12 protein-coding genes and 1 pseudogene are annotated in these 18773 nt (G+C 71.7%); 6 read left to right on the top strand and 7 right to left on the bottom strand.

The window, feature by feature from the left end:
- The first annotated feature begins 112 nt into the window (after positions 1-112).
- A complete protein-coding gene (locus ACFY3L_RS53815) occupies positions 113-754 on the top strand; it encodes a hypothetical protein (RefSeq protein ID WP_389343533.1) in 642 nt (213 codons plus the stop codon).
- A gap of 75 nt (positions 755-829) precedes the next feature.
- Here ACFY3L_RS53815 and ACFY3L_RS53810 read toward each other — a convergent pair whose 3' ends face one another.
- On the bottom strand, positions 830-1312 hold the full coding sequence (locus tag ACFY3L_RS53810; protein WP_389343530.1) for a DUF1269 domain-containing protein: 483 nt from the start codon (positions 1310-1312) through the stop codon (positions 830-832).
- A gap of 649 nt (positions 1313-1961) precedes the next feature.
- Positions 1962-2777 (bottom strand): hypothetical protein, encoded by an 816-nt coding sequence (locus ACFY3L_RS53805; protein WP_389343527.1) that lies wholly within the window; start codon positions 2775-2777, stop codon positions 1962-1964.
- Between the two features lie 327 nt (positions 2778-3104).
- Here ACFY3L_RS53805 and ACFY3L_RS53800 point away from each other — a divergent pair, with 327 nt between their 5' ends.
- Both ACFY3L_RS53800 and ACFY3L_RS53795 read left to right on the top strand, forming a co-directional pair.
- Positions 3105-3977 (top strand): formylglycine-generating enzyme family protein, encoded by an 873-nt coding sequence (locus ACFY3L_RS53800; protein WP_389343563.1) that lies wholly within the window; start codon positions 3105-3107, stop codon positions 3975-3977.
- Between the two features lie 67 nt (positions 3978-4044).
- Entirely contained in the window at positions 4045-6720 is a 2676-nt protein-coding gene (locus tag ACFY3L_RS53795; RefSeq protein ID WP_389343524.1) for a LuxR C-terminal-related transcriptional regulator, read from the top strand.
- A gap of 324 nt (positions 6721-7044) precedes the next feature.
- Here ACFY3L_RS53795 and ACFY3L_RS53790 read toward each other — a convergent pair whose 3' ends face one another.
- The 3 genes from ACFY3L_RS53790 to ACFY3L_RS53780 form a co-directional block, all read right to left on the bottom strand.
- Positions 7045-7899 (bottom strand): hypothetical protein, encoded by an 855-nt coding sequence (locus ACFY3L_RS53790; RefSeq protein ID WP_389343521.1) that lies wholly within the window; start codon positions 7897-7899, stop codon positions 7045-7047.
- Between the two features lie 299 nt (positions 7900-8198).
- Positions 8199-8885 (bottom strand): PP2C family protein-serine/threonine phosphatase, encoded by a 687-nt coding sequence (locus ACFY3L_RS53785; RefSeq protein WP_389343518.1) that lies wholly within the window; start codon positions 8883-8885, stop codon positions 8199-8201.
- A 141-nt stretch (positions 8886-9026) separates the two neighbouring features.
- On the bottom strand, positions 9027-11792 hold the full coding sequence (locus ACFY3L_RS53780) for a LuxR C-terminal-related transcriptional regulator (protein ID WP_389343515.1): 2766 nt from the start codon (positions 11790-11792) through the stop codon (positions 9027-9029).
- 734 nt (positions 11793-12526) lie between these two features.
- Between ACFY3L_RS53780 and ACFY3L_RS53775 the strand changes: the two genes are divergently transcribed.
- Positions 12527-14755 carry a SpoIIE family protein phosphatase gene (locus tag ACFY3L_RS53775; RefSeq protein ID WP_389343512.1) on the top strand — a complete coding sequence of 743 codons (2229 nt, stop codon included), beginning with the start codon at positions 12527-12529 and terminating at the stop codon, positions 14753-14755.
- A 13-nt stretch (positions 14756-14768) separates the two neighbouring features.
- Here ACFY3L_RS53775 and metG read toward each other — a convergent pair whose 3' ends face one another.
- Positions 14769-16532, bottom strand: coding sequence for a methionine--tRNA ligase (metG, locus tag ACFY3L_RS53770; protein WP_389343509.1), 1764 nt, complete (start codon positions 16530-16532; stop codon positions 14769-14771).
- A gap of 108 nt (positions 16533-16640) precedes the next feature.
- Between metG and ACFY3L_RS53765 the strand changes: the two genes are divergently transcribed.
- A complete protein-coding gene (locus tag ACFY3L_RS53765; RefSeq protein WP_389343506.1) occupies positions 16641-17528 on the top strand; it encodes a hypothetical protein in 888 nt (295 codons plus the stop codon).
- Between the two features lie 91 nt (positions 17529-17619).
- Here the strand turns inward: ACFY3L_RS53765 and rsmI are convergent, their stop codons facing one another.
- Positions 17620-18480 (bottom strand): 16S rRNA (cytidine(1402)-2'-O)-methyltransferase, encoded by an 861-nt coding sequence (gene rsmI, locus ACFY3L_RS53760; protein WP_389343503.1) that lies wholly within the window; start codon positions 18478-18480, stop codon positions 17620-17622.
- Between rsmI and ACFY3L_RS53755 the strand changes: the two are divergent.
- A pseudogene (locus ACFY3L_RS53755) lies at positions 18480-18773 on the top strand (phospholipid carrier-dependent glycosyltransferase); the annotation flags it as partial. The gene rsmI and the pseudogene ACFY3L_RS53755 sit on opposite strands and share 1 nt — an antisense overlap.

Raw genomic sequence — 18773 nt, 5'->3', positions numbered from 1 at the left:
GCGCCGTGTGCAGGAGGCTCACCCGGAACGGATGACGCGCGGTCACCACACTGGTCGGCAGCGTTCCGGCTATCGCCCGTCGCGTCGACGGGCGGGGAGGGATGAGCCCAGGATGAGCGCGCTTGTCGGTGAGATCGAACTCCGCGGCGAGAACGGGTTCGAGCTTGCCCTGAGGGGTTACCACCGCGGCCAGGTGGACCGCTACGTCGCCACCCTACAGATGCGGCTGACCACGGTGGAGACGGAGCTCGCCTCGGCGCGCTACCGGGAGCAGCAGCTCGCGGGCAAGGTCGAACGGCTCAACACGCAGGTGCGCCAGTGCACGTGCGGCGACGAGACCTCGCGGGCCGTCGGCGGCCGGATCCAGCAGATGATCGAGCTGGCCGAGCAGGAGGCCGACGCGCTGCGCAGGCAGGCGGCCGAAGAGCTCGACAGCGCCCGCACCGCGGGGGAGGCGCTGCTCGCCGACGCCCGCAAGCACGCCGAGGAGGCGATCCGCGACTTCCAGACCGCGCTCGCGCAACGCCGCGCCGAGGAGGCCCGCGCCGAGCAGTCCCGCCGCGTCCAGTGGGACACCCGCCGCCAGCGGCAGCGCGAGGCGGCCGAGAACCTCCTGGCGTCGACCCGCTCCCTCAGTGCCGAGAGCCTGCAGACCACCAGAAAGCTGCTGGACGCCCTGTCCGAGCAGCACGCCAAGTTGACCGCGGAGGTCGAGTCCGCGGAGAAGGAGATGGCCGACCTGCCGAATGCCTGAAGACGTTCCTGCCCCGAGGCGCCCGGTGGTCCACTGTGGACCACCGGGCGTCACCGTTTCCCGGGCGGGGAGCGTTCAGACGAAGACCTCGTGCAGGTGGTCCTCCTGCTCCTTGGACAGGTTGGTGTGCAGGAGCTTCGGCCGGTCACCGGCGAACGCGTCGCGGACCTTGTCGATGACGACGTCGGTGGTCAGCACGAACAGCGCGGACGTGCCCGGCTGGATCTCGTCGCGGGTGCGCTTGATGAAGTCGTCGTCGATCCCGACGTCCCTCAGCGAGCCCGAGATGGCGCCGGCGGCCGCGCCGACGGCCATGCCGAACAGCGGGATGAGGAAGATCAGGCCGAAGAGCATGCCCCAGAACATGCCGCCGAGCGCGCCCCTGCCGGTCAGGTTGTGCATCTGATGGGTCTTGGGCTTACTGGCGCCGACCTCCCACGACACGGTCGCGGCGTCCTCGATGGTCACCAGGCCCTGCTTCGAGAGGTCCTGGAGCTTTTCAGCGGCGCGGGACGCCCCGTCGGGGGTGTCGAACTTCCAGACGGTCAACGTGGCCATGGTCCTGCTCTCCGTTCTGTGAGTCGAGCGTTCTTTGAAGAGCGTCGCGGTGTGCGCCGGTGCGCGGCCCCACCTGTGCGGAGTGACGATGTGCCCGCTGGCCGATCACCCCACCGGGGTGAGGACGGATCACTCTGACAGCCAGCAGGATTCCTGCCATGAACGAACTGCGGGCGGCCCTGATGGTGACTGCTGCACCGTCAATGACGGTCCGCCCGTTCCCGCCAGCCGCGGGCGTCACGTCGTCGGTGGTCCCCGGCGTGACGACCCAGCTGGGGCGTCAGGTGAACACCGTTGAGCAGGGGGTACTCAGCGGGGCAGGACGAGCGGTGAACACGGCCCGCATCCTGCGCACCGGGCGCTCTTCAGCGAGGGCGGCGGGAGCCGATGGGTGGGCGGCTGATCCGGAGGAGGCCGCCCACCCATCGCAAGTCACACAGCAGGACCGATAGACGTCTGAACATTGAAGGACGGCGCGAGAGGCGCCGACGCGCTCCCAGGCCCGCGTCGGCGCCTCAAGCGTTTCCAGACACAGAGGGACCCAGAGACCACAGGACCCAGAGGCACAACCAGGGCCCAGAACACACAGGAAGGGTGGCTGCCACGGGGGCAGCCACCCTTCCTTCTTTCTCTGTGTGCCGCGCGGTTCTCAGATCACGCCGTGGTCCGAGGTCGGTGCGGAGTGCCGCGGCGGGTCGGACGACCACCGAGCCGTCTCGTCCTGCCGGGAGTGTGCGCCGGCCCCGCCGATGTCGCCGTACCGCGGCGGCTGCGGTGCCTCGCCGGGCGCGGGCATGTCGCCGTGCCGGCCCGTCTGGCCCGTTTCCGCGGCGGCGTGCGCACCCTCGTTCGGCCGCGTCGCAGCGGGACCCGGCCGCCCCGCCGGATACGGCCCGCCCGGTGGATAGGGCCCCACATTCGTCCCCTGCGCGGCCGGCTGCCCGGACGTCTGCGCGGCGGGCTGGTGCGGTGAGGTCGGCGAGTTCATCGGGATGCTGCCGCCGTACCCCTGGTAGTCCGCTGCCTGGAAGTCCCGGTCGGCCGCCCGGTGGCTCGCCGGGGTCTGCGCGACGGTGGGAGGCATGGAGTCGGCCCAGTGGACGGTGAGTGCGAAGAGGACCACCACGCTGAGCGTGATCATCAACATCGACCACACCGGGTACGCGCCGAGCCAGCCGATCTGGATCAGCATGTGCAGCGCGACGATGACGATCGCCGCCGCCCGGGCGACGGTGTTGCGGGCCATCAGCCCGATCCCGGCGGCCACCAGCAGCCCGCCGAAGACCAGCATGAGGATGCCCCAGCCGGTCAGGTTGACGACGACAAGACTGTTGTCGTCGATGAACGCCACCTGGTTCTGCAGCAGCGTGACGAGCCCTTCGAGCACGTTGAGGAGCCCGATCACGACGAGCATGACGGCCGCGAAGGTGACCCAGCCGAACCACACGGTTCTGCTCTTGGTCATGGCCTCAGTGTTCCTTCCTCTGCACGAGTGGGACACCGGCAGGAGGCAGGTCTGGCAGGTCTTAGCCAATGAGAGCAGGTTCGTCGTCCGGCCGCGGCGGACAAGAGAGGAGGCGCCGCGGCCGGATCCGGCGAAGCTCGTGTGGCGACCTCCCTCCCTTGCGGAATTGCGAACCGGTGCTTTTGAGCCGATCGTTCGGTGCGAGCGGATGACCGGGCATCACCCGGCCCGTGTGAGTTGCGGTTGCCGTTCATCGATGGATCGCCCGTCACCCGCACCGGGTGAGGACTTCTCACCCGGCGGCGCAAGCACAATGCGGTCGTGGAGATGGCCTGGATACCTGGTGGCACGTTCGCCATGGGTGCGGACGGCTTTTATCCGGAAGAGGCGCCGGTGCGCAAGGTCACCGTCGACGGCTTCTGGATCGACTCGCATCCCGTGACCAACGCCGAGTTCGCCCTGTTCACGACCGAGACCGGCTACGAGACGGTGGCGGAGCGGCAGCCGGAGGAAGACGGTCAGCCCGGCTCGATGGTGTTCGTACAGCCGCCCGGCCCGGTGCCACTGCGCGACTGGCGGGTGTGGTGGGAGTTCCGCCCCGGCGCGTCCTGGCGACATCCGTGGGGGCCGGACTCCGACATCCGTGGCCTGTCGGCGCACCCGGTGGTGCACGTCGCCTACGAGGACGCCGCCGCGTACGCCAGGTGGGCCGGCAAGGACCTGCCGACCGAGGCGGAGTGGGAGTTCGCCGCCCGCGGCGGGCTCGATCAGGCCATCTACCCGTGGGGTGACGAGCCCGAGCCGGGCCGGGCCAACATCTGGCACGGCATCTTCCCGTGGCTCGACCGCAGCGACGGCGGGCACGGCACCAGCCCGGTCGGTGCGTTCGCCGCCAACGCGTACGGCCTCTTCGACGTGGTCGGTAACGTGTGGGAGTGGACGTCGGACTACTACCGGTCCGGCAATGCCAGATTCGACGTCGGCGACGATCCTCTCCAGCCCCAGGGTGAGGTCGCCGACAACCCTCGGGTGGACACCCCGGCAGGGGCGGCCGTCTATGCGAGCCGGGTCGTCAAGGGCGGCTCCTACCTGTGCTCCACCGGCTATGACCACCGGTTCCGCCCCGCGGCGCGGCAGCCGGAGGCGGTCGAGAACGGCAGCTGCCACGTCGGCTTCCGTTGCGTTCGCCGCCTCGGGTGAACACGCACCGTTATTTGTTCACCCCCTACGGGTGAGGCGACCTCACCTTTAATCGCCTCACAATCCCGTGGTCATCCGCCGTGCTGCGGTGGGTGGGAGGGGGCGAAAAACGTTGGGGCAGAAAACGCTCGTTGACACCATCACCCGTCCCGCACTGCACTTCGCAGTGCCTGAGCCGCCCCGCTATCACGTGCCACGACCGCGTCTGCTGGACGCGTTGGATCGGGCGGTGGCGGGGCCTTTGACATTGATTTCCGCTCCGGCGGGGTGGGGCAAGACCACCTTGCTGGCAGAATGGGTGGCGGCCGGGCGATCTCCCTGGCCGCTGGCGTGGTTGACCGTCGAGGCGCACCACGGCCCACGCTTTTGGGAGCACGTGTTGGGTGCGGTCGCGGCGGCCACCGCGGAGCACCAGGTCACCGCGGCGCCGGCCGACGGTGGCGAGGCACTCGACGAACTGGTCGTGCTGCTGCGGCGGCCCGGCCCGCCGGTCGTCGTCATCCTCGACGACCTGCAGGAGCTGTCCGTCCCGCGGGTGTGGGGGGAGCTGGAGACGCTGCTTTCCCAGGCGGGTGACCGCCTGCGTCTCGTCATCGCCTGCCGGACCGACCCGGCGCTCACGCTGTACCGCTTCCGCATCCGCGGCGCGCTCGCCGAGCTGCGCAACGGGACGCTCGGCTTCACCATCGACGAGACCGCGCAGATGCTCAACGCGCACGGCGTCCGGCTCGCCGAGTCGGCCCTCGTGGAGCTGCACGCGGTGATGCGAGGCTGGGCGGCGGGGCTGCGACTCGCCGCGCTCGCCGTGCAGGGGCACCCGGAGCCTGACAGCCTGGTGCCCCGCTTCGCGTTGCAGGACCGGGCGCTCGGCGAGTACCTCGTCGGCGAGGTCTTCGACACCCTGCCGGAGGACATCCGCGAGGTCGTCCTCTGCACCTCGGTGCTCGACCAGGTCAGCGCCGAGCTCGTGGAGGCGCTGACGGGCCGCGTCGACGGCGCCCGCATCCTGGCGCAGCTCGAACACTCCAACCTGTTCGTCGTGCAGGGCAGCGGCAACGCCGGCATGTACCGGTGCCACCCGCTCTTCGGTCTCATGTTGTACGACGAGCTGCGGCACCGCCGGCCCGAGCAGGTGCGCCAGCTGCACCGCCGCGCCGCGGACTGGTTCGCCGCGCACGACTCGCCGGCCGACGCGCTGCGGCACGCGCTCGCCGCCCGCAACTGGGGCCAGGCCTCCGACCTGCTCGCCGCGAGCTGGCAGGAGCTGGTGCCGGGGGCGCGGCTGCGGACCATCAAGGAGCTGGTCCCGCCGCCGCCACAGGAGGTCCGCAACGATCCGCGGCTGGCCCTGGCCTTCGCCGCGGAGCGCCTGGACGCCAGCGACCCGCAGGGCACGGAGACGTTCCTGCACCTGGTCGACCGTTCGCAGCACACGCTGGTCGAGTCGGCCCGCACGGCGCTGCGGCCCATCGTCGACAGCTTCCGGATGGCCGAGGCGCACCAGTCGGGCAAGCCCGAGCTGATCCTCGCCACGGCGCCGCAGCTGCTGCGCGACGACATGGGCCTCGACGACCAGGACACCGCGCGGATGCGGGCGCTCGCGCTCGTCGCCGTCGGCGGCGCCCGCCTCCTGCAGGGCGACCTGGCGGCGGCGGAGCTGGCGCTCACCGAAGCGCTCAACCTGGCCCGCCGCTGCGGCGGGATCCAGTCGCAGCTGGCGGCGCTGCGGCAGCTCGCGCAGCTCAACGCGACCCGCGGGCGGCTGTCGGCGGCGATGCGCTACGGCAAGGAGGCCCTGTCCCTCGCCGACCGTGAAGGCCAGACGCAGGGCAGCGACGTGGTCTGGGCGCAGCTCACCGTCGCCGAGGTCTGCTACCTGCAGGCCAGGGTGCGGGCGGCCGAGCACTACCTGGACCGGGCGCTGGACGGCGGCGGTCTGGCCGACCCGGGCCTGGTCGCGGTCGCCACGATGTCCCGGGCGCACATCCGGGCCGCCGCGGGCGACGCCAGGGCCGCCTGCACCGAGCTGTCCGCGATCCGGCGGCAGCTCGCGGACTGGCGGTACACGCCCCGGCTCCAGCACTGCGTCACGCTCGCCGAGGCGGAGCTGCGGCTCGCCGCCGGCGACGTGGAGGCGGCGAAGCGGCTGCTCAACCTGGAGCCCGTGGATCTGCTGACGCCATGGTTGGGTGTCGTCCGAGCGAAGGCTGCCCTCGCCGAGCGCCGCCCCGCGGCGGCCCTCGGTGCGGTGCAGCCGTTCCTGGAGTACACCACCGGCTCGCTGGTGTGGACGGTCGACGCCAACCTCACCTGCGCCCGCGCGCTCCGCGCGCTCGGCGACCGGAGCAAGGCCGGCCGGGCCCTCGAGCAGGCGCTGCGCTGCGCCGAGGACGAGGGCATCCGCTGGCCGTTCGTGGCCGGCGGCCAGCCGGTCCGGGAGCTGCTGGTGACCTACCTGCCGGCGGGCAGCGGCTACCGCGGCGTCGCCGAGGACATCGCCACCGAACTCAACGGCTTCGGCCGCCCGGCCGCCGCGGCGGGCGAGCTGGCGGAGCCGCTCACCGAACGCGAACTGGCCGTCCTGCGCTACCTGCAGGGCACCCTGTCCGCGGGCGAGATCGCCTCGATGCTCTACGTGTCCGTCAACACGGTGAAGACGCACATGAAGAACATCTACCGCAAGCTGGGGGTCGGCAGGCGGCGAGAGGTGATCGAACGGGCTCGCGAGCTGAACCTGCTCTGACAGCTCGCCGGCCACGGCAAGCGGCCCCCGGGAATCTCCCGGGGGCCGCTGCTTTGTGCCCGCCCGGTTCCACGGACGGGCGCACCGACGGACGCACCGACGGACACGCGCCCACGGACGCGCCGACGGACACGCACCGACGGATACGCACCGACGGATACGCGCCCACGGATACGCGCCCACGGACACGCGCCCACGGACGCGCGCCGACGGACGCGCCGACGGACGCGCGCCTGCGGAACCCCACCCGGACGGACACACAAAACAGCGGCGGCGCCCACTCCGTTGAGGGCGCCGCCGCTGTCGGCGGTGGGGTCGTTCGAGCTACTGGGTGACGTACGGGCGGGCGCCGATGGCGGCCAGCTCCTCCGCCATCTCCTCGTCGTCCTCGACCATCACGCCTTCGATGATCGCCGTGTCCGCCTGCGCGGCCATGAGCACCGGCAGCGGGTCCATGAGCGGGTCGAGGGAGGCGCACTGCACGGCGATGAACGACTCGTCCATCTCGTGCACCGGCTCCGCGACGATCATCGGGACGGTGGCGTGCCCGACCGCCCGGACCCACATCTGCGGCGAGTCGAGGTCGATGACGTCGATGTCGGTGCCCGCCGGCGCGTTGCCGGCGGCCGGCTCGAGCTCCTCGACGATGTCCACCAGGATCACGTCCTCGTGGCGCACGATCGGCCGGCCGGCCTTGTGGCGGCCCCGGTACCGGTCGCTGCGGCTGTTGCGGCGCAGCGCCAGCTTCGTGACCGACGCGATCGGCGTCTCCTCCGGCTCGCCGTCGCCGGCGGCGGCCGCCCTGCCCCTCGGCACGGTCAGGACGAACAGGATGATCACGTCGAGCGTGACCATCAGCAGCGACCACGCCGGGTACGCCCGGAGCATGGCCAGCTGCGAGATCGCGTGCAGCGCCACGATGCTCACCGCGGCGGCTCGGGCGCTGCTCTTGCGGGCACGCAGCGCGAACCCCGTGGCGCCGAGGAGCACGCCGAGGGCCACCGTCGCGGTGGCCCAGGTGGTGGCGCTGGTGAACGCCACGTCATTCCTGTCGAACCCGATACCGCCGCTGGCGAACCCCACCAGCAGACCTTGCGAGACGTTCAACGTGCCGACGAGCGCGAGCATCGTCGTGCCGAACGTGGTCCATTCCTTCACCACACCGCCGCCGCTGTCCATCCGCCGTACTCTCCCTACCTCTGCCGTCCGCTGAATCGGTCTCAAGTGGGAAACAGGCCGGGATATACGTGTGGGCCGTGCCGGCCCCGGTCGAAACCAGGACCGGCACGGCCTATCTCCCCCGTTGTTTCTCTGTTCCCCCCGGAACAGGCCCGGATGGAGCGTTCCGGGCGCGCCGCCCGCGCGCCCGGAACGTCCATGTCGTGCCTGGGGAAGATGATTCGAGGGAGGCGGGTGATCAGGGATCACCCTCGATGGGTGAGGTCACGGAGGAACTGGAGAGCCGCGGTGGGGTGAGGTCATCCCGCCACGGGCTCGGCGGCGAGCAGGCAGGCGTCGTCGTCGGGGTTGCCACGCCAGGCCATGTCCAGCACCCCGTCCAGCGCGCGGTCCAGGTGCTCGGCGGGTGCGGACGCGCGCATCGCCGCCCGGACGTCGTCGGCGAGGACCTGGACGCCCTGGTCGATGGCCTGATCACGGCGCTCGACGACGCCGTCGGTGTACATGAGGAGCAGCTCCCCGGGCTCGATCCGCACGGCCGCCTGCGGGTACACGGCGCAGGGCTCGACGCCGAGCGCCATCCCGGGCGGCTGGCGCAGCGGCCCGACACCGTCCGCGTTGGCCCTCAGGATCGGCAGGTGGCCCGCCCGGGCCCAGACGAGCATCCGGTCGGCGGGGCGGAACCGGCCGCAGACCGCGGTGGCGAGGACCGTCGCGTGGCGCCGGCACAGCATCCGGTTGAGCGCGGCGAGGATCACGCCGGGCTCGTCGCCGGCCAGGGCCAGCGCCGTCATCGACGCCCGCAGCTGCAGCATGGTGCGGGCCGCGTCCGGGCCGTGACCCATCACGTCGCCGACGGCCAGCAGCACGTCGCCGCCAGGTAGCGCGGTGCCGAGGAACCAGTCACCGCCGACACCGGCGATCCTGTCCGCCACCGCATACCGCACACCGACCCGCACACCGTTGACCGCAACATCCGTCGTCACCACGTCACACCCCTGAGGCCTTCGTCGGTCGGCGGCCGATGCACGGCGGCCGCCCATATCGTGGCCCTCACGGCCGGGTGGGTGGCTCGCCCGGAAAGGGTGGTTGGCGGGGGTGCCGGCCCCACACCGGCGGGTGAACCGTCAGATCAGGCTCAGCTCCCGTGCCCGGCGCACCGCGTCGCGCCGCCGGCTGACGCCGAGCTTGCGGTACACGTGCCGGACATGCGTCTTGACGGTGTTGGTCGACACGCTGAGCACGGCGGCGATCTCCGCGACCGACAGCATGCTGCGCAGGTAGAGCAGCACCTGCGCCTCCTTCTCGGTGAGCGGGTCCGGCATCGATTCCCCCGCGGGCGCCGCGGACCATGCCGCGAGACCGTCCGGCGCGGCGGGAGACGCGGCGGGAGTCACGTGGGCCGCCGCGGGCGGCTCGGTGCTCGGGTCGGCGGGCTCCGGGTCGCGCTGCCGGGGTGGGGTGAGCACCGGCGGCGACGCGAGGACCTCCGCGATCCAGCCGGCGTGCCCCTCGAACGGCCGCCGGATCCCCTCCGGGCCGGCGATCCGCAGCGCCTGGTCGAGCTGCTCCGACGCGCCGGCCAGGTCGCCGAGCTGCCGCAGCGCCTGGGCCAGCAGCACGGTCGCGGAGACGGCGGTGACCAGCGACCCGGGCCCGTTGTCAAGGATCCGCTCGGCTATCTGCACAGTGGCCGCCGGCCGCCCCTCGGCCAGGTGCAGGCGGCCAAGCGCCAGCCGCGGCTCGTCGGAGCCCGGCCAGTGCCGCAGCGCCTCGGCGATGACCGCGTGCGCCTGGTCCATCCGGCCGTCGAGCAGGCACAGCTCCGCGTGCAGCGCCCGCGCGGTCACGTCGGCGGTGCGCGGCATCACGCCCACCCTGGTGTCCATCAGCGGCTCGAGCGCCTCCAGCGTGCCGGCGTGGTCACCGCGGTCGAAGAGCAGCAGCGCCAGGGCGATCGACCCGCTGACCCAGCTGTTGGGGTCGGGGGCGGCGTTGGTGTTGACGCTCTCCTCGATGTGGAAGCGGGCCTCGTCGAGCTGGCCGCGTTCCCGGCACACGGTGGCGAGCACCAGCCGGGCGTAGCTGATGTTGCGCGACTCGGCGATCCCCGCGTCGCGGCAGCCGTCGAGGACCCGCCGCGCGCAGGCCGCCGCCGCCGACAGCCGGCCGCGGCTGAGGTGCGTGAGCGCCCACAGGCGGTTCGCCTGCACGGTGAGCAGGTTGAAGCCGGACTTGCGGGCCAGGTCGGCGCCGAGCTCCAGGTGGGTGTCGGCCTCGTCGAGCCGCCCGCCGGCCACGGCCGCGCCGGCGAAGGTCAGGTGGGCCACGGCCCGCGCCGCGTCCGCGGAGTCCGCGTAGACGTGCTCGCCCGCCGCGTCCTCGGTGCGCTCCAGCAGGCGCGCCGCGGTCTCGTAGGCGCGCTCGGGGTGCTCGACGGCGGCGGCCTCCGCGAGTCGCATCGCCGCGAGGACCTCGGCCTCCAGCGCCGCGGGTGCCTCGCCGAGGCCGCGCTCACCGAGCCGGATGAACGCCGACATGCCGACCATGTCGCCGGTGTCGCGGCACGACAGGGCGAGCGCGAAGGCGAGCATCGGCCGCTCGGCGATGTCGTGCGGTGGCTGCGGCCCGTCCCGGGTGGTCAGCGCCCGCGGCCCCGAGCCGGCCAGCTCCGGCCAGTACTGGAGGAACAACCGCTCGGTCGAGACCCAGTCGCCGCCCGCGATGGCGTGCGTCAGGGCGTCGCTGGGCAGCCCGTTCGCCGCGTACCAGCCGGCCGCCGCGCGGTGCAGGGCCCGCTCCTCGGCGAAGGACAGGGTGGTGCGCAGCTCGGCGCGCAGCATCGCCCGCAGCAGCCTGCGGTAGCGGTACCAGGAGTGCGAGCCGCCGTAGAAGCTGGCGAGCGAGTTCGCGCGGCTCATCTGGGCGAGCAGCCGGGCGCCGCTACGGCTGCCGGTGAGCGCCTCGACCAGGCCCGGGCAGACGGTCTCCAGGATCGAGGTCCGCAGCATGATCTCGCGGATCTCCGGGTCGAGGTGCTGCAGGATCTCCCGCCGGACGTACTCGCTGAGCCCGACCTCCTCGTTGAGCCCGGCCTCACCCAGGATGATGTCGGTGACCAGCCGCTCCGGCTCGTGCCGGCCGACCATCGCCGACAGGGTGACCGCGACCGCCGCCGGCCAGCCCTCGGTCACGTGCCAGAGCGCGTAGCGGAAGTGCTGGGCGAGGCGCACCCCGTAGCCGTCGGCGAGGCCGGCGACCTCGTCCTGGGTGAAGGCGAGGTGATCGGTGCGCAGCTCGTTGAGCTGGCCGCGGACCCGCCACCGGTACAGCGACAGGGGCGGCTCGGTCCTGGCGAGGATGAGGAAGCTGATCTGGTCGCCGAGACGGGTGACGAGCCGTTCGAGCCGGCGCAGCACGGTGTGGTTCGTGACATGGTGCAGGTCGTCGAGGACGACGACGGCGCGGTCGTCGTGGTGGGCGTTGCTCCACACGTAGGTGGCCGCGTCGACGGCGATCCCGGCGGCGGTGAGGGCGTGTGTCAGCTGCCGCCACGCCCCGGCGCCGCAGTTGGCCTCGAACCGCACGTACGCGGCGCGCCCTGGCGCCCGGCCGGCGGCGATCCACGACGCCACCAGGGTGGTCTTGCCCCAGCCGGTCGGTGCGCACAGCAGGGTCACGGGGTGTGACACGGCGGCGTCGAGCTGCTCCATGAGCCGGGCCCGGGCGAGGTGCACCGTCGGCAGCTCGGGCGCGTCGCCGCGCCGCTCGGCGGCGGGTGCCTCGGTCAGCCGGCCAGGCCCTGTCCGGCCGCGGAACCGCTCGGCGGCGTCGTTGTGCGCCAACTTGTCGAGCGTGCTCTCGCGTGGAACGCCGTGCTGGCTGGTCTGCACCGTCACTCCCGAAGACGAGTCTCAGACGTGCTGGGGCGGCCCTTTCACCGAGGGTTGCATTCGTTGGACAGAACTGACGCCGACCAACCATAGATCTCCCCGGGTCCGGAGGGGAGTCCCACATTTGGCGGCTTCGATTGCATTGGTACAAAGATTGAAGACCATCTCATAGTTGAGACTTCTAATTATGGACATCTGTCAATTAATAGTGGTTCCATGACGTACAACGGGTGTGCGGCTCGCAGGGTGATATGCGGCGCTCGTCCAGTTTTGCTGTCCGTGTCAGTTGTTACTGACCGTCTTGGGAGCTACACAGCGTGAACCTGGATCTGGAGGCGTCGCGTGGCGCTGCGCGGGGGTGTGCGGGGGTGTACGGAATGGTCCGGTTCGACCGGAACCGGACCTCTCGCACACGACTGTGTCGATCATCTATGTCTATGCGATGGCGTGTCGACACGACATGTTACTCACCCACCGATCAGAAGTTACTTACTAGATCTCTGAACACCGATGTGTTTTGCGGATAATTACAACGATGTCGTCAACGACACTCCTCATACGCGACCGGACGTTCGCTCAAACGGGTGCCAATCTGCAATTTGCACTTCGCAGGAACCGGCATAGGGTACATACCAGGCGCGCTGCGGGGACCGCGGCGAGGTTGGGACCATTGCGCCCGGGCAGATTGTTGGTTTGGATGGTTCGTCCGTGAATGCGTCAAGACCGGAGGGCCGGTGTACGACCTCAACAGCCTCTCCCTGAGCGAGATCGTTCGCTGCGGGACCGAGGTGCGTGCGGTCGCGGCGAAGGGTGACGACCTTTCCGGCGCCCTGCACGCCGTCGCGGAGCTTCTTCACGAGCGCATTCGCGATGGTGACGCCGGCCCGTCCGCCTTCTCCTGGCTCCGTCTCGCCGCGGGAGAAACGGTCGTCACGACCGTCCCCGCCGGCGCCCTTCCGGTCGGCGGGTGGGGTGCCACGGGCGACTGGCGGGCGCCCGGTGCGGTGGCCACGGGGGTGCAGCTGCGCGAGGTCGACGACCATCCGGTGCGGGCCGTGCTCGCCGTCGGCTGCGCCGGCCACCACCTGCTCGGCGGCGTCACCGTCCGGCTCGACCAGCAGACCGCCGACCTGTTCGAGCTGATCTTCCTCAACCTCCGGATCGGCCTGCATCGCCACGTCGATCCGGGGAACGCCGCCGCCCGCGAGGAGGCGTTCGGCGACCTGCTCGTCGCCGTGGAGCGGGCCGCCGAGCGGCAGGCGGCCCACCTGGAGCGGACCGTCGCCGAGCTCGCCGACGCCGCCGGGCGGCTGCGCCGCAGCCAGCAGGAGCTGCGCGAGCGGGAGGGCAGGCTGCGGGAGGAGACCAGCCTCGTCGAGGCGCTGCACTCCGTCGGCACCGAGCTGTCGTCGGAGCTCGACGTCGACCGGGTCGTCCAGCGCGCCACCGACGTCGCGACCAGCCTCACCGGCGCGGCCTTCGGCTCGTTCTTCTACAACGTCACCGACGAGTTCGGCGAGTCGTACCTGCTGTACACCCTGTCCGGGGTGTCCAGGGACAAGTTCGCGAAGTTCCCGATGCCGCGCAACACCAAGGTGTTCGACCCGACGTTCCGCGGCGTCGGGTACATACGCAGCGACGACATCAGGAAGGACCCGCGCTACGGGCACAATCCGCCGCACGCCGGCATCCCGGCGGGGCACCTGCCGGTCGTGAGCTACCTGGCCGTGCCCGTCATCTCCTCCACCGGCGAGGTCCTCGGCGGCTTCTTCTTCGGCCACCCGCGGGCCGGCCGGTTCACCGAGCGGCACGAGCGCCTCGCCGTCGGCGTCGCCGCGCACGCCGCGGTCGCGCTCGACAACGCCCGCATGTACCTGCGCCAGCGCAACGCCGCCGTCGAGCTGCAGCGCAGCCTCCTGCCCAGGATCCCGCGGGTGGACGGGCTGGAGGTCGTGTCGCGGTACCTGCCGGCGGCGAAGGGCGTCGAGGTCGGCGGCGACTGGGTCGACCTGGTGCCGCTGTCCGCCGGCCGGGTCGCCCTCGTCGTCGGCGACGTGATGGGCAAGGGCATCCGCGCCGCGGCGGTGATGGGGCAGCTGCGCACGGCGATCCGCTCGTACGCGTCGCTGGACCTCGCACCCGGCCAGCTCATGCGGCAGCTCAACACGCTGCTCGCGGCCGACCACGACACGCAGATGGCGTCGTGCGTGTACGCGGTCTACGACCTGGTGCACGGCACCCTCAGCTACGCCAACGCCGGCCACCCGCCCGCCGTCGGCGTCCTGGAAGGCCAGCCGACCCGGCTGCTGACCGGGCCCATCGGCCCGCCGCTCGGGACGGTCGACTTCCCGTACACCGAACAGATCGTCGCGGTCCCGCCGGGGGAGGCGCTCCTGCTGTACACCGACGGCCTCATCGAACGGCGCGACCGCAACATCGAGGACCGGCTCGCCGACCTTCAGGCGCGGATCGTCCAGCACCCGCGACCCACCCTGACCGCGATCGACGACCTCGTCGCCGGGATGGTCGACCCGGCCCATCACGAGGACGACATCGCGGTCCTCTACGTCCGGCAGCCGCCGGCCGAGGTGCCGCTGACCGCGGTCGCGGCGTATCCGGCGGCGGCGTCGGAGAGCCGCGCCGCCCGCCGCTTCGTCCAGGAGACCCTGCGTGGGTGGGGCGTGCCCGGCGAGCGCGCCGAGACCGCGGTCGCGGTCGTCGCCGAGCTCTTCGCCAACGCGGCGACCCACGCCCGCACCCGCCACGTCGAGCTGCGCCTGCACCTGCTGCCGGCCCACGTCGCCGTCGAGGTGTTCGACCAGGACAACCGGCTGCCGTTCCTGATCGAGCCGACCTTCGACGACGAGCACCACCGCGGCCTGCAGATCGTCCGCGCCAGCTCCGACCGCTGGGGGACCCGCGCCGTCGCCGACGGCAAGGTCGTCTGGGCGGAGATCCCCTAGCGGTCGCTCGACATCAGCCCTGCAGCCGGGCCAGCTCCTCCTCGACGATCGACTCGTCCAGCTTCTTGAACACCGGCGTCGGCGCCGACAGTGGCGTGCCCGCGACGATCTGCTCCGGCGCCCAGGTCGCGCCGTCCTTGTAGTCGCCCGTGAGGATGGGGTACGTGAGGCCGTTGTCCAGGTCCTCCACGTCGACGATCTGCGGCATGGGCGCGTGCACGCCGGTGCCGCCGAGCAGCTCGTGGATCTGCTGGGCTGCGTGCGGCAGGAACGGCGTGAGCAGCGTGTTGCAGTCGCGCACCGCCTGCAGGGCGACGTGCAGGACGGTGCCCATCCGGGCCTTGTCGTCCTTGAGCTTCCACGGCGACTGGTCGGAGAAGTACTTGTTGACCTCGCCGACGATCCGCATCGCCTCGGTGATCGCGGCCTTCTGCCGGTGCTTGGCCAGCAGGTCGCCCACGGACTGGAAACCGGCCCTGACCGCGTCCAGCAGCGCGGTGTCCTCGGCCGTCAGCTCGCCCGCGGCGGGGATCTCGCCGAAGTTCTTCGCGGCCATCGAGATCGAGCGGTTGACCAGGTTGCCCCAGCCGGCGACCAGCTCGTCGTTGTTGCGCCGGCGGAACTCCGACCAGGTGAAGTCCGTGTCCGTCGCCTCCGGGCCGGCGACCGCGATGAAGTAGCGCAGGGCGTCGGCGTCGTACCGCTGCAGGAAATCGCGGACGTAGATGACGACCCGGCGGGACGAGGAGAACTTCTTGCCCTCCATCGTCAGGTACTCCGACGACACGACCTCGGTCGGCAGGTTGAGCGCGCCGAGCGAGCCCGGCTTCGGCGCCGAGTAGCCCAGCAGGATCGACGGCCAGATCACCGAGTGAAAGACGATGTTGTCCTTGCCCATGAAGTAGAACGCCTCGGCGTCCGGGTCCTGCCACCACCTGCGCCACGCCTCGGGGTCGCCGCTGCGGCGGGCCCACTCGACCGAGGCCGACAGGTAGCCGATGACCGCGTCGAACCAGACATAGATGCGCTTGTCGTCGCGGTCGCGCCAGCCGTCGAGCGGGATCGGCACGCCCCACTCCAGGTCGCGGGTGATCGCGCGCGGCTGCAGGTCGGCGATGAGGTTGCGGGAGAACTTCAGCACGTTGGGCCGCCAGCCCTCGCGCGTGTCGAGCCAGGCGTTGAGCTGGTCCGCGAACGCGGGCAGGTCCAGGAAGAAGTGCTCGGTCTCCACGAACTCCGGCGTCTCGCCGTTGATCTTCGACCGCGGGTTGATGAGCTGGTCGGGGTCGAGCTGGTTGCCGCAGTTGTCGCACTGGTCGCCGCGGGCGCTGTCGTAGCCGCAGATCGGGCACGTGCCTTCGATGTACCGGTCGGGCAGCGTCCGGCCCGTCGACGGCGACCGCGCGCCGAGCGTCGTCCTGGCGATGATGTACCCGTTGTCGTGCAGGCCCTGGAACAGCTCCTGCACCACCTGGTAGTGGTTGCCGGTCGTGGTGCGGGTGAACAGGTCGTAGGTCAGGCCGAGCCCGTGCAGGTCCTCGACGATCACGCGGTTGTACCGGTCGACGAGCTCGCGCGGGGTCACTCCCTCCGCGTCGGCCTGGACCTGGATCGGGGTGCCGTGCTCGTCGGTGCCGGAGACCATCAGCACGTCGTGACCGGCCATCCGCATGTAACGGCTGAACACGTCGGAAGGCACTCCGAAGCCGGACACGTGACCGATGTGGCGCGGCCCGTTGGCATAAGGCCAGGCGACCGCGGCGAGAACACGACTCATGACCCGCAAGCGTAGTGACCCGTCCTGACCTTCGGCGAACGGATAGTTTCTCCCGACACGCTAGGGGACGTCCGAAATCTCCGGTATCACCCGTTGTCCAATGAAAACGTGAGCGAAGAAGCGTGGTGGCGGGGCCAGGCCGCCGGAATTCCCCCGAAACCATCCGACGCCTTCCCGCTGTGGCCGACCACGTCGACCACCACGGTGCGGGCGCCGGCCGACGAGGAGCTGGGCACGGATCTCGTGCCGGCGGCCGCGCCTGCGGGGCTCGCTCCGGATCTCGTGGATCCCGCCGCGCACGACGCGGGGGCGACCGCCGTCATCGAGCACCTCCAGCAGGCCACCGTCCACCTGGAGGAGACGGCGACGCAGCTGTCCTCGCTGTCCTCGCTCGCCGGGGTGCAGCCGCCGGGCGCGGGCGAGGCGTGGCCGCCGGCCGCGATGCGGGTCATGCGCCAGCCGCGCGACGCCGCCCGCACGTCCCCGCCGCCGAAGCGCCCGCCGCGCAAGCCCAAGCGCCTGCGCAGCCCCGCGGCCGGCCTGCCCGCGATGCTGCTGATCGCGCTGCTGGCCGGCTTCTTCGCCTGGACCAGCGCCGAGCCGTTCTTCCTCGACATGGGCCAGGGCGAGGCCGGCCACGCCCAGGTCACCCGCTGCCGCGGCGACGGCGTCCTGCGCCGCTGCTACGTGACCTTCCAGCCCGACAAGGGTGCCGCGGTCGCCGGTGTACCGCTGGTCGGCGCCGACGACGCCCCCGGCGCGGTCCTCGACGCGCGGATGCGCGAGGGCGGCCGGATCGCGTACGCCGGCAACCCCACCGGGCTGCGCGTCCGCTGGACCGTCGGGCTGGCCCTGGTCCTCCTGTGCGGCGCCGCCCTGTGCTGGGCCACGGGCGCCGGCCGCCTGGGCCGCTTCCGCACCCGCCTCGCCGCCTACGCCCTCACCGCCGCCGCCCCGGTCGTCCTCGCCCTCGGCGTCCTCGTGAGCTCCTACTGACCCGCGTGTGCCTCATGATCCGGAAGAGTTCTTGTCGTCCTGGCGACCAGAACTATTCCGGATCATGGCGGGGGAACCTCGTGCGGAAGTTTCAGGCGTGGGCGGCGGCGTAGACCTCGCGGCGGGGGAGGCCGAAGCGGGTCGCCACCTCGGTGATCGCGTCCTTCTTGGACGCGCCGGCGGCGACCAGCGCGGCGACCGAGGCGGCCAGGGCGGCGTCGGAGGGGCGCTCCTGCGGCACCGCCGGGGCGCCACCGACGACCAGGGTGATCTCGCCACGGGCCGATTCCGCGTCCTCGGCCAGCTCGCCGAGGGTGCCGCGGCGGATCTCCTCGTACGTCTTGGTGAGCTCGCGGCACAGTGCCGCCGGGCGGTCGGCGCCGAAGGCGGCGGCCAGGTCGCGCACGGTGTCGCCGACGCGGTGCGGGGACTCGAAGAAGACCAGGGTGCGCGGCTCGGCGGCCAGGGACGCGAAGTACGTGCGCCGTTCGCCCTGCTTGCGCGGCGGGAACCCCTCGAAGCAGAACCTGTCGCAGGGCAGTCCCGACACCGCCAGGGCCGTCGTGACGGCGCTCGGGCCCGGGGCGGCGCTCACCGGTACACCCAACGCCACCGCCGCACGGACGAGCCTGAACCCGGGGTCGGAGACGCTGGGCATGCCGCCGTCGGTCACCACTGCGACGGTCGCCCCGGCGGCGAGGAGGTCCGCGAGCTCGGGCGTGCGGCGCTCCTCGTTGCCCTCGAAGTAGGAGACGAGCCGGCCGCCGATCGTCACGCCGAGGTGCTGGGCGAGACGGCCCAGCCTGCGGGTGTCCTCGGCGGCGACGACGTCGGCGGAGGCCAGGACCGAGCGCAGCCGGGGCGAGGCGTCCTCGGGATTGCCCAAAGGAGCTCCGAGCAGAATCAATGGCACATGTGCGATGGTGGCATCCCAACGCCTACGATCGCGCAATGACCTCGGTGCTGACCGACGCAAGCGAGACGCCGCCGCCGGCGGTGGAGCCGTCCCGGGATGGAGCCGCACCGGTCGCCGACGCGGTGCGTCGCCGGCTCGCCCGGCCCGGACCCGCCACACCCGGTTTCTGGCTGGCGGCGATCCTGGTCACCGCGATCGGGCTGCTGCTGCGGATGGTGAACCTGGCCCATCCGAGGGAGACGATCTTCGACGAGGTCTACTACGCCAACGAGGCGTGGGACCTGCTGCAGCACGGCGTCGAGTGGAACCCCGAGGACAACACCCCGCAG

The organism is Dactylosporangium sp. NPDC000521 (assembly GCF_042898305.1).
GTDB lineage: Bacteria > Actinomycetota > Actinomycetes > Mycobacteriales > Micromonosporaceae > Dactylosporangium.
The sequence above is the reverse complement of the archived record's forward strand: the minus strand, read 5'-3'. Positions and strand labels throughout refer to the sequence as shown.